Annotated in this window: 15 protein-coding genes and 1 tRNA gene; 9 read left to right on the top strand and 7 right to left on the bottom strand. The window is 69.9% G+C overall.

All coding sequences use genetic code 11. The annotated features are described in order from the left end of the window. Window positions 1-15: 15 nt before the first annotated feature. From RAH39_RS09000 to RAH39_RS09025, 6 genes are all read left to right on the top strand, one after another. Window positions 16-2,355: a secretin GspD/PilQ domain-containing protein gene (locus RAH39_RS09000; RefSeq protein ID WP_306589762.1), complete on the top strand. Its 2,340-nt coding sequence runs from the start codon at window positions 16-18 to the stop codon at window positions 2,353-2,355. Continuing rightward, the gene (locus RAH39_RS09005) at window positions 2,352-2,810 is read left to right on the top strand and encodes a type II secretion system protein (protein ID WP_306589763.1); all 459 of its coding nucleotides are present in this window, start codon (window positions 2,352-2,354) and stop codon (window positions 2,808-2,810) included. Before RAH39_RS09000 ends, RAH39_RS09005 begins: the two co-directional genes overlap by 4 nt. 92 nt (window positions 2,811-2,902) lie before the next feature. After that, window positions 2,903-2,988: transfer RNA gene (locus tag RAH39_RS09010), tRNA-Leu, on the top strand. A 126-nt stretch (window positions 2,989-3,114) separates the two neighbouring features. Next, window positions 3,115-3,384, top strand: a complete 270-nt coding sequence (rpsO, locus tag RAH39_RS09015; protein WP_306589764.1) for a 30S ribosomal protein S15 — start codon at window positions 3,115-3,117, stop codon at window positions 3,382-3,384. Between the two features lie 133 nt (window positions 3,385-3,517). Beyond that, window positions 3,518-4,192, top strand: a complete 675-nt coding sequence (locus tag RAH39_RS09020) for an NUDIX domain-containing protein (RefSeq protein ID WP_306589765.1) — start codon at window positions 3,518-3,520, stop codon at window positions 4,190-4,192. Next, entirely contained in the window at window positions 4,189-4,791 is a 603-nt protein-coding gene (locus RAH39_RS09025) for an L-threonylcarbamoyladenylate synthase (RefSeq protein ID WP_306589766.1), read from the top strand. The genes RAH39_RS09020 and RAH39_RS09025 overlap by 4 nt, the downstream gene beginning before the upstream one ends. Before the next feature lie 193 nt (window positions 4,792-4,984). Here the strand turns inward: RAH39_RS09025 and RAH39_RS09030 are convergent, their stop codons facing one another. From RAH39_RS09030 to RAH39_RS09060, 7 genes are read right to left on the bottom strand one after another with little or no spacing between them, the layout of a single operon-like run. Further along, window positions 4,985-5,740: a hypothetical protein gene (locus RAH39_RS09030; RefSeq protein ID WP_306589767.1), complete on the bottom strand. Its 756-nt coding sequence runs from the start codon at window positions 5,738-5,740 to the stop codon at window positions 4,985-4,987. After that, window positions 5,740-7,137 (bottom strand): L-serine ammonia-lyase, encoded by a 1,398-nt coding sequence (locus tag RAH39_RS09035; RefSeq protein WP_306589768.1) that lies wholly within the window; start codon window positions 7,135-7,137, stop codon window positions 5,740-5,742. Before RAH39_RS09035 ends, RAH39_RS09030 begins: the two co-directional genes overlap by 1 nt. 24 nt (window positions 7,138-7,161) lie before the next feature. After that, complete coding sequence (gene nadB / locus RAH39_RS09040) at window positions 7,162-8,745, bottom strand: L-aspartate oxidase (RefSeq protein WP_306589769.1); 1,584 nt, start codon at window positions 8,743-8,745, stop codon at window positions 7,162-7,164. Further along, window positions 8,742-9,518, bottom strand: a complete 777-nt coding sequence (locus RAH39_RS09045; RefSeq protein WP_306589770.1) for a DUF309 domain-containing protein — start codon at window positions 9,516-9,518, stop codon at window positions 8,742-8,744. Before RAH39_RS09045 ends, nadB begins: the two co-directional genes overlap by 4 nt. Next, window positions 9,515-10,252, bottom strand: a complete 738-nt coding sequence (gene yaaA / locus RAH39_RS09050; protein WP_306589771.1) for a peroxide stress protein YaaA — start codon at window positions 10,250-10,252, stop codon at window positions 9,515-9,517. Before yaaA ends, RAH39_RS09045 begins: the two co-directional genes overlap by 4 nt. Continuing rightward, window positions 10,249-11,097 (bottom strand): DUF3473 domain-containing protein, encoded by an 849-nt coding sequence (locus tag RAH39_RS09055; protein WP_306592114.1) that lies wholly within the window; start codon window positions 11,095-11,097, stop codon window positions 10,249-10,251. The genes yaaA and RAH39_RS09055 overlap by 4 nt, the downstream gene beginning before the upstream one ends. Then, window positions 11,064-11,759: a MotA/TolQ/ExbB proton channel family protein gene (locus RAH39_RS09060; RefSeq protein WP_306589772.1), complete on the bottom strand. Its 696-nt coding sequence runs from the start codon at window positions 11,757-11,759 to the stop codon at window positions 11,064-11,066. The genes RAH39_RS09055 and RAH39_RS09060 overlap by 34 nt, the downstream gene beginning before the upstream one ends. Window positions 11,760-11,825: 66 nt before the next feature. Between RAH39_RS09060 and RAH39_RS09065 the strand changes: the two genes are divergently transcribed. From RAH39_RS09065 to tatA, 3 genes are read left to right on the top strand one after another with little or no spacing between them, the layout of a single operon-like run. Then, on the top strand, window positions 11,826-13,196 hold the full coding sequence (locus RAH39_RS09065) for a UDP-glucose dehydrogenase family protein (RefSeq protein WP_306589773.1): 1,371 nt from the start codon (window positions 11,826-11,828) through the stop codon (window positions 13,194-13,196). Further along, window positions 13,193-13,540, top strand: a complete 348-nt coding sequence (locus RAH39_RS09070) for an AtuA-related protein (protein ID WP_306589774.1) — start codon at window positions 13,193-13,195, stop codon at window positions 13,538-13,540. The genes RAH39_RS09065 and RAH39_RS09070 overlap by 4 nt, the downstream gene beginning before the upstream one ends. A gap of 29 nt (window positions 13,541-13,569) precedes the next feature. Continuing rightward, on the top strand, window positions 13,570-13,755 hold the full coding sequence (tatA, locus tag RAH39_RS09075) for a twin-arginine translocase TatA/TatE family subunit (protein ID WP_306589775.1): 186 nt from the start codon (window positions 13,570-13,572) through the stop codon (window positions 13,753-13,755). Window positions 13,756-13,765: the final 10 nt, after the last annotated feature.

Below are 13,765 nucleotides of genomic sequence, written 5' to 3' on the forward strand. Positions count from 1 at the left end.
CGAAGGACGTTCCCGATGCCCATTTCCTCCTTCGCCCCCTTCCGGAACGCCCTGATCGTCGGGGGAGCGCTCCTCCTCACGCTGGGTTGCAGCCTGCACAAGGCCAACCAGGCCTATGACGAGGGCCGCTACGACGACGCGGTGATCGCCTACCGGGCCGCCCTGCGGAGCGATCCGTCCAACACCAAGGCAAGGATCGGCATCAAGCGCGCCTCCCAGCGAGCGGCGGAAAACCACCTCTCCCTCGCGCGCTACGCCGAACAGCGCGGGCAGAACGACACCGTCCTCCAGGAAGTGCGGAAGGCCCTCGTCCTCGATCCCGACAACCAGATCGCCCAGGACTGGCTGATCCGCCTGGAGCAGCGCGCTGCGCAGGAACGGGCGCAGGCCGACGCCGCCGAGGATCTCGAAGTGATGAAGGCCCGGGCCGACGCCAACAACGTGGTGCAGCTGAACCCGCGCTCCATCGAGGGCATCGACCTGAACTTCAGCCGGCGGACCAGCCTCCGCGAGATCTTCGCCACCCTGAGCCGGGCCTCGGGCGTGAACATCATCTCCCACAGCTCCTTCCAGGATCAGACCATCTCCATCGACCTGCGGGGCCTGCCCTTCCAGCGCGTGCTGGACACCCTGATGCTGCAGAACGACCTGTTCTACAAGGTGATCGACAAGAACACGATCATGGTCTTCAAGGCCACCCAGCAGAACCGCGAGCAGTACGAGAACCAGATCCTGAAGACCATCTACCTGTCGAACGCCGATCCCAACGACGTCCGCTCGACCCTCAACGCCATCAATCCCCAGCTCCGCGTGTTCGTGGACAAGCGGATCAACGCCATCATCGTGAAGGCCAAGCCCCTCGACCTCACCATCGTCGATCAGGTCATCCGCAGCCTCGACAAGGCCAAGGCGGAAGTCATGGTCTACCTCGAGCTGATGGAAGTCACCGAGAACAGCCTGGAGCAGGTGGGCCTGCTGCCCGTGGTCAACGCCAGCGACACCTCCGGCACCTTCCGGATGGGCGCCACCACGGTGAACAACACCTCGGGGATGAACACCAACTCCGGCTTCACGAAGATCCACACCGCCGACATCCGCGTCCTGTTCCCCAACCTCGCCCTCGACTTCCTGAAGGGCAACGGCGACGCCCGCCTGGTGGCCAGCCCCAATGTGCGGGTGCTCTCCGGCGAGAGCGGCGAAGTGAACATCGGCGAAAAGATCTCCACCACCCAGAGCCAGTTGTCCCTCCCCACGACGGGCACCACCGGCACCACCGCCAGCGCGTCCTCGCTTCTCGGCGGCGTGGGCCAGACCTCCTACTCCTACGAGGACGTGGGCGTGAAGATCAAGGTGGAGCCCCGCGTCCATCACAACGGCGAGATCACCCTCAAGATCGAGAGCACCGTCACCACCCTCAAATCCGGTTCCACCCCCGGCCGCCCCGACCTGGGCAAGCGCGAGATCAAGACCTCCGCGCGGCTGCGGGACGGCGAGACCGCCATCTTCGGCGGGCTGCTGAAAGATGAGGAGCAGAAGAGCCTCCAGGGCATCTGGGGCCTCGCGGACATCCCGTTCATCGGGCGCCTCACGGGCAACACACGGAACAGCAAGGCGAAGACCGACGTCATCCTCACCATCCGCACCGTGCTGGTGCGCAAGCCCGTCATCAGCGACCAAGACATGTCGGCCTTCAACCCCGAGGACGCCGCCGCCCAGGCCGGCCCCTTCGCCCCGCCCAAAGTCGTGAAGCCCGCCGCCGCGCCCGCGGTCCAGGCGCCCGCCCCAACCTCGCCCCAGACTCCCAATGGCGCGCCTGCGGCCGCTCCCGCTGCGGGTCAGGCCCCCTCCGCCACGGCGCCCACAGGCGCGGTTCCTGCGGCTCCGGGCACGCCCGCCCCGGCGGACGCCATCCAGGAGAAGCCGGTGGCAGCGGCCACGACAGAGGCCCGTCCCCCCACCGCCTCCGACCTGGTGGTGTTCATGTCCCCCGTGGCCTCGGAGATCAAAGCCGGCGAGAAGGTGCAGCTCAGCCTCACCGTCAGCGGCGGAAACGGCCTCAGCTCCGGCTCCCTCGACCTCCGGATCCCCCCCGGCCTGCGCCTCCGCACGGTCGCGCCCGGCGACTTCATCACCGGCGAGGGCGGCAGCCTGGAGCAGTTCCCGGGCAAGGACGGCACTCTGAAGCTCACCTTCAAGCGCAACGCCTCCGGCGTGGACAGCGGCCTGTTCGCCATCCTGGAACTCGAAGGCCTCACCGCGGGGAACGCGCCGGTGCTCATCCAGAGCGGCCAGTTCCTCGCCGGCAGCCTCCCCATTTCCGGGCGCTGGTCCAACGCCCTCGTGACGGTGCAGTGAGCCGCCAGCGCGGATTCACCCTGCTGGAACTGGTGGTCACGGCCACCGTCCTGCTAATCCTCGCGTCGGTGACGGTCCCCCTCGCCAGGAACGGGCTCAAGCGCCAGCACGAGCTGGAGCTGCGCCGCGACCTGCGCGAACTCCGCACCGCCATCGACGACTACAAGCGGATGGCCGAGCAGCAGAAGATCAAGGCGCCGCCGGCGGAGGCGAACTTCTATCCCGAATCCCTGGAGATCCTGGTGGAAGGCGTCCCCGCCGCGGGCTCCATCAGCCGCAAGGTGCGCTTCCTCCGCCGCATTCCCCCCGATCCTTTCACAGGCAAGCGGGAATGGGGCCTGCGGAACAGCAACGACGACGCGAACAGCACCACCTGGGGCGGCAGCCACGTCTACGACGTGTACAGCCTCGCGCCCGGCACGGGGATGAACGGGATCCCCTATCGCGAGTGGTGAGGCCAGAATCGGGTGTTGCCTCCCGCGGAGGACCGCGCTAGGATTGATGTTCGGCACGTCCGGAACCTGCGGGACCCGGAGCGCTCTTTCAAGCGGATATGGCGGAATTGGTAGACGCGCTAGTTTCAGGTACTAGTGTTCACAAGACGTGGGGGTTCGAGTCCCTCTATCCGCACCACCCTTCGGCCCGCCCAGCGGGCCGAAGTCTTGAAGCGACACAAGCGCCTGGCTCACCCAGGCTGGACCCACCTTCGGCACGGGGCTGAGGGCCGGGTGACGGGCGATCCCCCGAACAGGAGCCGTCATGGCCCTCAGCGTGGAACAGAAGAAGATCATCATCGACGACTACAAGCAGCACGAGTCGGACACGGGTTCGCCGGAAGTGCAGGTCGCCATCCTGACCAAGCGGATCAACGACCTCACCGAGCACTTCAAGACCCACAGCAAGGACTACCACAGCCGCCGCGGGCTCATGATCATGGTCGGCCAGCGCCGCCGCCTGCTCGACTACCTGAAGAAGAAGAGCAAGGAGCGCTACGCCGCCCTGATCGAGCGCCTCGGCCTCCGCCGGTAGGCATTCTCCCGGGGATTCCGCGCTGCGCGCGCATCCCCGAACGCCAAGAAGAAGCCCGGCTCTGCCGGGCTTCTTCTTTATTCCAGACCAGGGGACATCCCGCTTCGCGGACATTTTTCGCTATGGTCGAAGCATGGAATTGCAGCCTCTTCCGCGCCCCGAGCAGCCCGATCCCTACACGGTCCTGGACCGGCGGTTCGTCTACGATTCGCCGTGGATCCGGGTGCGGGAGGACCGCTTCCGCCACCGGCGAGGCGCCGAGGGCCGCTACGCGGTGTGCGGGTTCCGGCGCACCGCCTGCGGCGTGGTGGCGCTGGACGACGCGGACCGCGTGATCCTCGTGGGCCAGTGGCGCTATCCGCTGGAGGTCTATTCCTGGGAAGTGCCCGAGGGCGGCGGGGACGAGACCGAGAGCCCCTTCGAGGCCATTCGCCGCGAACTGGCCGAGGAAGCGGGGCTCGCCGCCGCGGTATGGGAACCGCTGTGCTTCTTCCATCCGAGCAACTCCTCCACCGAGGAGGAGGCTTTCCTGTTTCTCGCCACCGGCCTCTCGCCGGCGGAAGGCCACCACGCCGAGGACGACGAGGAACTGCTGATCCACCGCGAGCCCTTCGCGGACTGCCTGCGCCGCATCCTGGCGGGCGAGATCACCGACGGGCTCACCACCATGGGCCTGCTGGCGCTCCAGGCGCGGCGCAGCGGCGTCGCCGCTCCCCTGCAGGCGGCCGTCGCCGAGCGGTTCTTCCAGCGGCCCGCGGAACATCCTTCGGCGGGCCGCGCGCGCTGGAATCGGCTGGAGGAGCGATGATCCTCACCCTTCATCCGGACACGCCGCAGGTGCGGCACCTGGAGCGCATCGCGGAGCTGCTGCGGCAGGACGGCGTGATCGCCTATCCCACCGACACGCTCTACGGCCTGGGCTGCCTCGCCTCCCGCAAGAAGGCCGTGGACCGCGTGCAGCAGTTGAAGGGCCGCGATCCCAAGAAGCCCATGTCCATTCTCTGCTCGGACATGGAGATGCTCTGCCGGTACGCGCGCCACCTGGACACGCCCACGTTCCGCCTCCTCAAGCAGATGCTGCCGGGCCCCTACACGGTCCTGCTTCCCGCCAGCCGCGAGGTGCCGCGCTACCTCCAGAACAAGCAGGTGGTGGGCCTCCGCATCCCCGACAACGCCTTCTGCCGCGCGCTCGTGTCGCTCCTCGGCGAACCCATCATCACCACCAGCGTCGCCCTGCCCGACCAGCCCGTCCTGAACACCGCCTGGGAGATCGAAGAGGAACAGGGCCACGCCCTGGATCTCGTCGTGGACTGCGGCCAGCCGCTGGGCGTCCCCAGCACCATCGTCGACCTCGCCGCCGACCCGCCGGAACTGCTGCGCGAAGGCGCGGGCCCCTGGCCGCTGTGAGGCCAGGAAAAGCCGCATTCAAAACAGCGGAGGATCGCGGAGCAACCGAGGAAAGCGGAAACGTTTCTCCCCGGCCTTCTCCGCGCTTCTCGGCTTTTATTTCTTGGCAAGAATTTACCGAGCCAACGGCAGACCCAGCTTTCCTTGGTGTCTTCGAGCCTTGGTGGTGATCTTCATCCCTTGAACAGGCGCCCTACTTCCCGCCCGGCAGCTTCGCGGCGCGGTCGGCGGCGCGCTTGCGGAAGGCCTGGTATTCCTCCTCGCTGAGCAGCCCATCGCGCTTCAGGCCCTCGATGCGCCGGAGGGCCCCTTCGAGGTCGAAGGCGGGGGGCTGGGGCGCGGGAGCCGCTTTGGGGGCGGCGACGGGAGGTTGAGGCGCCGGCGCCTGGAGCGTGCCGGCCAGGAAGCGGCCCAGCTTCTCGCACCACGCGGCGTACTGGATGTCCAGGACGTCGACCCCGGGCGCTTCGAGGGTGGTGTGGAAGGCGCCCAGGAGTTCGCCGGTGTCCCCGTCCACCAGCTTGAGGTCGATGGAGAGGCTGGCGGTGCTGAAGGTCAAGGTGTCGCCGCCGTCTCCCACGGCATCCACCACGCGGCCCACCACCAACACGTCGCCCTCGGTCTGGGAGACGGGCACGGCGCCTTTCAGCCCGCGGCGGAGGCCCTTGGCCAACTCCGACACCTGCGTGCGTTCGAAGCGTCCCTGCAGCGCCTGGTCCTTGGAAGGCCTGGCGCCCATGAGCCAGGCCGCGGGTTCCCAGGCCTTGAGGCGGAGGCCGCGCCGCCGGAGGTCCAGCCCCGGCTTCAGCCACTGGAAGCCCAGGGCTTTGGAGGCCTGGAAGGCCGCCGCGGGCCCGAACCAGCCGGGTTCCAGCCGCCCCTCGTCCAGGGGCGCCGGCTGCGCGGCGAGGACCGCGGGAAGAATGAGGGAAAGGGCAGCGCGTCGCATCAGCACTCCGGAAGGTTCACGGGGAAGTCCAGGGGCAGCTCGGGAACGGCCACGGCGAGGCCTCCTCGGGCGGTTTCCTTGTATTTGCTCTTCATGTCGGCGCCGGTGTCGCGCATGGTGCGGATCACCTTGTCCAGGCTCACGAAGTGGTGCCCGTCGCCGTGGAGGGCCAGCCGTGCGGCGTTGATGGCCTTGACGCTCGCCATGGCGTTCCGCTCGATGCAGGGCACCTGCACCAGGCCCCCGATGGGATCGCAGGTGAGGCCCAGGTTGTGCTCCATCCCGATCTCCGCGGCGTTCTCCACCTGGTCGGGCGTCCCGCCCATCACCTCCGCGAGGGCCCCGGCCGCCATGGAGCAGGCCACGCCCACTTCGCCCTGGCAGCCCACCTCCGCGCCGCTGATGGAGGCGTTCTCCTTGTAGAGCGCCCCGATGGCGCCCGCGGTGAGAAGGAAGCGCACCACGCCCTCCTCGTCCGCCCCCGGCACGAAGCGGCCGTAGTGGTGGAGCACCGCGGGGATGATCCCCGCCGCGCCGTTGGTGGGCGCCGTCACCACCCGGCCGCCGGCGGCGTTCTCCTCGTTGACCGCCAGGGCGCAGAGGCTGACGTAGTCCATGGCGAGGAGCGGATCCTCCGATCCCGCTTCCCACAGGTCCTTCAAGCGCCGGTGCAACGCCGGCGCCCGCCGGGGAACCTTCAGTCCGCCGGGGAGGATGCCCTCGGTCCCGCAGCCGCGGCGCACGCAGGCCCGCATCACCAACCAGATCTCCAGCAGGCCCGTCCGCACGTCCGCCTCGGACCGCCACGCGCGCTCGTTCTCCAGCATCAGTCCACTGACGCTCAGGCCCGTCGCACGGCAGCGCTCCAGCAACTCGTTCCCGCTGTGGAACGGATGCGGCGGCTCGGGCCCGGGATCGGGGCGCGGGGCTCCCTCCTCCACCACGAAGCCGCCGCCCACGGAGTAGAAGATCCGCGCCCGCAGGGTCCCGTCGGCGGCGTCCAGGGCGGTGAAGCGCAGCCCGTTGGGATGATAGGGGAGACTCCGGCGGAGGAGCAGGAGATGCTCGGACTCCCGGAAGGGAATCTCCCGCCGCCCCAGGAGGGAGAGGCGTTCCGATTCCCGGACCCGCGCCACCAACCCTTCGACGGCCTCCACGTCCACCGCTTCCGGGGTCTCCCCCATCAACCCGAGGAGCACGGCCCTGTCGCTGCCGTGGCCCTTCCCCGTGGCGCCCAGGCTGCCGAACAGCTCCACCTTCACCGCCGCCGTCGCGTCCAGCAGCCTTTCCCGTTCCAGGCCCAGGACGAAGGTGCGCGCGGCCCGCATGGGGCCCACCGTGTGGGAAGAGCTGGGTCCGATGCCGATTCGGAACAGGTCGAAGACGGACAGCACCATGCTCCATTCTCGCCGATTTGCAGATCAATCCACGCGGTAATGGCAGCCCCGGCTCTCGGGGTTCTGGAGCGCGGCGTTCAGGATCAGGCGCGCGCAGAGGATGCCGCTGCGCAGCTCCAGCAGCTCCCGGCTGAGACGGGACTCGTGATAGAAGCGCTCGATCCGGTGGGCGAGGTAATGCAGATCGGCCTTGGCCCGCTGCAGGCGCGCGCCGGTGCGGACGATCCCCGCGTAGTTCCAGAGCGTGCTGCGGATCAGCCCCCAGTCCTGGTCGATGAGCAGCGGATCCATCTCCTCGGGATCCTCGGGCATCCGCCAGATCGCCAAATCGGTGGGATCCGGCTCCCCCACCGCGGCCAGTTCCGCCACGGCGGCTTCGGCGCCGCGGAATCCCCACAGGAGGCCTTCGAGCAGGCTGGTGGAAGCCAGGCGGTTGGCGCCGTGAAGCCCGGTGCAGGCCACTTCGCCCGCCGCGTAGAGCCCCGGCAGGCTGGTGCGCCCGTCCAGGTCCACCAGGACGCCGCCGCAGAAGTAGTGCGCGGCGGGCACGACGGGAATGGGCTGGCGGGAAGGGTCGATGCCTTCGGCGCGGCAGGCCGCCATCACCGTGGGGAAGTGGGCGTCCAGGTCGAGGTGGGCGGCCACGGGCGCCAGGTCGAGGTAGACGTTGGCTTCGCCGCTGGCGGCCATCTCCTGGAAGATCGCCCGGCTCACCACGTCGCGGGGGGCCAGCTCCAGCTGCTCCGGCGCGTACTTCTCCATGAAGCGCTCGCCCCGCCGGTTCACCAGCCAGGCCCCTTCGCCCCGGAGGGCCTCGGTGAGCAGCGTGCGCGGCTTGCCCGGCACGTGCAGCGCGGTGGGATGGAACTGGACGTACTCGCAGTTCACGATCCGGGCGTTGGCCCGGTAGGCCGCCGCGAGCCCGTCGCCGGTGGCGCTGGGCGGATTGGTGGTGTGCAGATAGAGGTAGCCCAGGCCGCCGGTGGCCAGCATCGTCCGCCGCGCCAGCAGGCCCTCCACCTCGCCCATCGCGGGATCGAAGAGGTAGGCGCCGTGGACCTGGATGGGCTCGTAGACCCGCACCGGCTTGACGCAGTGGTGGGGGCTGGTGATGAGGTCCACCAGGCAGAGGCCCTCGCGGACCCGGATGTTGGGATGGGCCCGCACGGCGGCGCTGAGGGCGATCTGGATGGCCAGGCCCGTGGCGTCCTTGGCGTGGTAGATGCGCCGGGCGCTGTGGGCCGCTTCCGCCGTGGGATCCGGCGTCCCGCCCATGCCCAGGTCGAAGGGCACGCCCAGGCGCTCCCACAGGAAGCTGCGGCACAGGGCCGGACCTTCCTCCGCGAGGAGGCGCACCGCCTCGGGCCGGCACAGCCCGGCGCCCGCGGCCTCGATGTCCGCGGCCAGCAGCTCCGGCGAGTCGCCTTCCTCCTCCGGGGGGAGGCCGATGATCCCGCCCTGGGCCCAGGCGGTATTGGTGGCGCCCAGTTCGTCCTTCGCCACCAGGACCACGGAAGCCCCGAGGTCCGCCGCCCGCAGGGCCGCCGCGCATCCGGCGATCCCCGCCCCGAGGACCAGCAGGTCGGCGGGTACGGAAGATACGTTCATGCCAGCTCCCAGGTCGGACGGTCCAGGGCCCAGAGCGGCCCGAAGTCCGCGTCGCCGTCCATGCGCCTTCCATGGTCCAGCCGCCGGGCCGTCAGGTCCAGCGCGGCTTCCGCCCGGACCTCCCCCCACGGCGTGGACACCCGCCCGCCGCAGGGCTCCAGGCGGCCTAGGGCCTCCTCCCACAACCCGACCATCCCGCTGAGGTTGTGCTGCTGGAGGTGGTGATAGCCGCCCGCCAGGAGGATCAGTCCCTGGAGGCCGTCCTTCAGCTCGCCCCGCGCGTCCGTCCACAGCGGCTCCAGCGCGTCGTGGCACTCGTGGAAGAGGCCGTGGTTGAAAAGCGAGACGCCGCAGGCCAGCGGATAGCGCTCGCCCAGCGGCAGGGGCGTGAGCGCCGCCAGTTCCCAGCCACAGCGCAGGCTCACCAGGGGTCCCCAGGCGCCCCAGGCCGGCGCGGGTCGCCAGCCCGTGGGTCCCGCTTCGGCGGTGGTGGGCCAGGCCTCGCGGTGCGCGCCCCACGCCGCGGCGGGATCGTGATGGCCCAGCGAGCCGAGCATGCGGGCGGCGTGGGCCAGGAGTTCGCCTTCGGGCACGCCGTCGGGATGGGCCCTTCGCAGCGCCGGCGCCCCGAGGATCGTGGGCCACACAAGGACCTGCCGGGCGTCGGGATCGCCCAGGGCCGCTTCCGTCCGCGCCTGGAGGAAGCGCTGGATATCCAGGGGAAGCCGCGGCTGCCGCTGCCAGAAAGGAGTGCGGTTGCAGTCGTCGCTCATGGCTCCACCACCAGCCGAAGGGCCACGCCGCCCCGGTCGTTCTCGTCGACGCCGACCCACTGGCAGCCGGGAATCCGCCCCTTCAGCACCTTCCGCGGATCCCCCTGCCCGTGCGCCAGGATCCACCGGGCCACCAGCCCGCGGTACTTCTTCGCGAAGTGGCTGAGGGCCTGGCCGCGCTTTCCCAGGATCTCCACCGTGTGCCGCGGGCGGTCCCACCCCTTGAGCAGGCCCGCGGCGTCGCCCGGAAGCAGTTCCCACACCGGGCCTTCCGGAAGGTTCTCCAACAGTGGGGGCAGCGCCTTCCGCCAATGGGCCTTCAGGCCCGGAAGGGCGGCGAGGTTCAGCTTGTAGGGCGGCACCGGCTCGTCGCCCCGGACCAGACCGCGCAGGCTGGACAGGATGAAGACGCGGCACCACGCCTCCGGCGGAAGCGTCGCCGCGTCCAGCGCCTGGAAGGCCACACCCGTGTAGCGGCCCAGCGCCGGGAGGAGAGGCACCTCGCCGCCCCGGCCCAGCTTCTGGAGCGCCAGAGCTTCGGCCCGGGCCTTGTCCAGGGCCAGATCCTTCACGTCGAAGGCCTTCCGTAGCGCCTCGGGCGTCCCCGTCTTCGCCAGGGCACCCAGCCCTTCCCGTACCCACCGCTGGGCGGGGGTCTCCGCTAGGCGGCCCGGAACACCACCGGGGGCCTTGTCCTCCGAGGGGGCCAGCAGGACGACGGGTGGCACGCTCATCGGGCCTCCACCCAGGCGTCCAGCGGCACGAGGCGGATCCCTGACAGCAGCTTCCGCAGGCGGGCCCCGTAGCCCTTCAGGCCCGCGCTGTGGGCGAAGCGGTGGCCGAGCGAAGCCCCGGGCAGGGCCGGCTGATCGGCGTCCAGTTCCCACGGATGGATCACCACGGGCGTCCCGGCGTCCTCAGCGGCGAGGGCCGTCAATCGGCGTCGGAGAAGGCCGGTAGGAAGGGCGCGCAGGCCCCAGCCCCACATGGGGACGCGCCAGGGCCCCAGGGAAAGCACAGGCGGGGGCAGTTCCCACAGGCCGTTGGGCAGGCGATGGGGCCGGCGGGGCCAGGCGGGATCGCCGATCACCGGCAGGGGGGCGCGGCTGGAATCGTAGCTGAACCCCAATTCCGGCAGGTCGTCGCACCACTCGGACGCGGCGCCGCGCAGGCTCCACTCGGGGGCGCGGTACCCGGTCACGGGAACGCCGGCGAGGTCCTCCAGCAGCGCCTTTCCGTCCCGCATGGAGATCCGCCAGGCCGCGCGATCCATCTCGAAAGCCCGGCGGTGCGTGAGCCCGTGGAGGCCGATGGCGTGGCCCCGGGCCGCGATCTCCCGCAGCAGCGCCGGATGGCGCCGCGCCTGGTCCCCCAGGCAGAACCAGGTGGCCGTGGCGCCCAGGTCCGCGCACAGGGCCAGCGACAGCTCCGTGGCCCGCGGCAGGCGGCACTCGAAGCGATCCAGCGCCTCGGGCCGATCGTAGGGCGGGCAGCAGAGCTGGAACCAATCCTCCCAGTCGAAGGACAGGGGCAGGCGGCGCGGGCTCAGGTGAAGTTCCGCTCGGACAGGCTGATGAATTCGAGGGAGAAGTCGTCCAGCTCCGTCTGGAACTGCTTGAGCTGGCCCTGGAAGAAGTTGTAGGCCATCAGCGCCGGGATGGCGGCCACCAGGCCGATGGCCGTGGCGACCAGGGCCTCGGAGATGCCGGGCGCCACGGTGGCGAGGTTGGCGTTGCCGGTGGCGCCGATGCCGCGGAAGGCGTCGATGATGCCCCACACCGTCCCGAAGAGGCCGATGAAGGGGCTGACCGCCGCCACTGTGGCGAGGCCGCCCAGCGAGCGCTCCAGCCGGCCCATCTCCACCACGCTGGCCCGCTGGAGGCTGCGCTCCACGGCTTCCATGCTGCGGAGCTGCGCGCGGCCGTCGGGGCCCGCCTGGCGGAGCTGGTAGGTCACTTCCCCGTAGCCCGCGGTGAACAGGCCCACCAGGGGGCTGATGGCGAACTTCTCCACCTGCTGCTTCAGCTCCCGCCAGTCCGTGGCGCGCTTGAAGGCCCCGCGGAATTCCTCGGAGACCGCCCGGCTGCGGCGGTAGAGGAGCGCCTTCCGGATGATCACCACCCAGCTGAGGAGGGAGAACACGATGAGGATCAGTAGGACGACCTTGGAGACGGGTCCCGCGTGGAGCATCACCTCCAGCAGGTTGACTTCGTTGCCCGTGGGTGCCGCCAGGATCGCCATGCCGCCTCCGTGGAGGAATGATAGCAAGCGGAAGAGGCTACACTGGATGCTTTGCGAGGACGCTGCATGCGCGTATTGGTCATCGGTTCGGGATACGTGGGCCTGGTCGCGGCCGCCTGTTTCGCGGAAGCCGGACATCGCGTCCTGGGCGTGGACGTGGACGCCGCCAAGGTGGCCACGCTGTCCAAGGGCGAATCCCCGATCTTCGAGCCGGGCCTGGACGAGCTGCTGGCCAAGCACCTGGGCTCCGGCGCCCTGAGCTTCACCACGGACCTGAAGGCGGGCATCGCGGATGCGGACGCCGCCTTCATCTGCGTGGGCACGCCCCAGAGCGAGGACGGCAGCGCCGACATGAAGTACGTCCTGGCGGTGGCCGGTCAGCTCGGCGAGGCCATGGCCCTCCGCGCCGCCGATGCCAAGCCGCTGGTGGTGGTGGACAAGAGCACCGTTCCCGTCGGCACCGCCGCCCGCGTCCACGCCGCCATCGCCGCCGCGCTCCGCAAGGCGGGCGTGGACCGCGCGTTCGAGGTGGTGAGCAACCCCGAATTCCTGCGCGAGGGCTCCGCCATCGGCGATTTCCTGGAGCCCGACCGCGTGGTGGTGGGCTGCCGCACCGATCATGCCGAGGCGGTGATGAAGGGCCTCTACCAGCCCTTCCTCGACCGCAGCGGCGGCAAGTGGTTCCGCATGGACCCGCCCAGCGCCGAGCTGACCAAGTACGCCGCCAACGCCATGCTCGCCCTCCGCATCAGCTTCATCAACGAGATCGCCAACCTGGCGGAATCCGTCGGCGCGGACGTGGACTACGTGAAGGCGGCCATCGGCGCCGACCACCGCATCGGCCCCGCCTTCCTCAATCCCGGCCCCGGGTTCGGCGGCTCCTGCTTCCCCAAGGATCTCCAGGCCCTGCTCAAGGTGGGCCGCGAGCACGGCCAGCCCATGATGACGCTGGCCACCACCGTGGAGGCCAACCGCCACCAGAAGCAGGTCCTGCTCCGCAAGGTGAAGGCCCATTTCGACGTCCATCCCGGCGTTCCCGCGCCCCTCCAGGGCCGCCGCTTCGCCCTGTGGGGCCTGGCGTTCAAGGCGAACACCGACGACATCCGCGAGAGCATGGCGCTGGAGCTGATCGACGGCCTGGTGAACCTTGGCGCGGAGGTGGTGGCCCACGACTTCGCCGCCATGGACGCCGTGAAGGCGCGCATCGGCGACAAGGTCCGCTACGCCGAGACGCCGCTCGCGGCCTGCGAGGGCGCCGACGCCCTGCTCATCGCCACCGAGTGGCCCCAGTACCGCGACGCGGACCTGGGCGCCGTGGCAAAGGCCATGAAGGCCAAGCGCATCTTCGACGGCCGCAACCTGTTCCGCCCCGAGGCCCTGGAAGCCGCGGGCTGGACCTACCACTCCCTGGGCCGCCGGGCGGTGGTGGCCCCGTGACCCGCGTCCGGCTGGAGGACATCGCTCACGCCCGCAGCGGCGACAAGGGCGACGGTTCCAATGTGGGCGTCATCGCCTACACCGAAGCCGGCTATCGCCTGCTGGAGCGGGAGCTCACCGCCGAGCGCGTCAAGGAGCACTTCTCGGCCATCTGCAAGGGAAGCGTAGAGCGCTTCGAGGTACCCAATCTCAGGGCCCTCAACTTCCTCCTGCACGATTCCCTGGGCGGCGGCGGCAGCGAAAGCGTGAAGACCGACGCGCAGGGCAAGACCCACGGGCAGGCCCTGCTTAGAATGGAACTCGACCTTCCCGGCGGGACTTCGCTGGCGGAGCTGCAACCCTAGCTTTCGGATCCACAGCCTCGGAGCACCCCATGGGCAACCTCGGAATGATGGAAATCCTGCTGATCGGCATCGCACTGCTGATCTTCTTCGGACCCTCCCGCCTGCCGGAACTGGGCAAGAGCCTGGGCAAGGGCATCCAGGAATTCAAGAAGGCCAGCCGCGAGCTGACGGACGCCGTGAAGGAAGACACGGTTCCCGACAAGGACAAGAAGTAGGATCGAGCCC

It is taken from the genome of Geothrix sp. 21YS21S-4, assembly GCF_030845995.1.
GTDB lineage: Bacteria > Acidobacteriota > Holophagae > Holophagales > Holophagaceae > Geothrix.

Bases quoted from the DNA above. Each gene is read 5' to 3' on its own strand.
- RAH39_RS09000 (WP_306589762.1), top strand. From the start codon at position 16: ATGCCCATTTCCTCCTTCGCCCCCTTCCGGAACGCCCTGATCGTCGGG.
- rpsO (WP_306589764.1), top strand. From the start codon at position 3,115: ATGGCCCTCAGCGTGGAACAGAAGAAGATCATCATCGACGACTACAAG.
- RAH39_RS09020 (WP_306589765.1), top strand. From the start codon at position 3,518: ATGGAATTGCAGCCTCTTCCGCGCCCCGAGCAGCCCGATCCCTACACG.
- RAH39_RS09025 (WP_306589766.1), top strand. From the start codon at position 4,189: ATGATCCTCACCCTTCATCCGGACACGCCGCAGGTGCGGCACCTGGAG.
- RAH39_RS09030 (WP_306589767.1), bottom strand. From the start codon at position 5,740: ATGCGACGCGCTGCCCTTTCCCTCATTCTTCCCGCGGTCCTCGCCGCG.
- RAH39_RS09035 (WP_306589768.1), bottom strand. From the start codon at position 7,137: ATGGTGCTGTCCGTCTTCGACCTGTTCCGAATCGGCATCGGACCCAGC.
- nadB (WP_306589769.1), bottom strand. From the start codon at position 8,745: ATGAACGTATCTTCCGTACCCGCCGACCTGCTGGTCCTCGGGGCGGGG.
- RAH39_RS09045 (WP_306589770.1), bottom strand. From the start codon at position 9,518: ATGAGCGACGACTGCAACCGCACTCCTTTCTGGCAGCGGCAGCCGCGG.
- yaaA (WP_306589771.1), bottom strand. From the start codon at position 10,252: ATGAGCGTGCCACCCGTCGTCCTGCTGGCCCCCTCGGAGGACAAGGCC.
- RAH39_RS09060 (WP_306589772.1), bottom strand. From the start codon at position 11,759: ATGGCGATCCTGGCGGCACCCACGGGCAACGAAGTCAACCTGCTGGAG.
- RAH39_RS09065 (WP_306589773.1), top strand. From the start codon at position 11,826: ATGCGCGTATTGGTCATCGGTTCGGGATACGTGGGCCTGGTCGCGGCC.
- tatA (WP_306589775.1), top strand. From the start codon at position 13,570: ATGGGCAACCTCGGAATGATGGAAATCCTGCTGATCGGCATCGCACTG.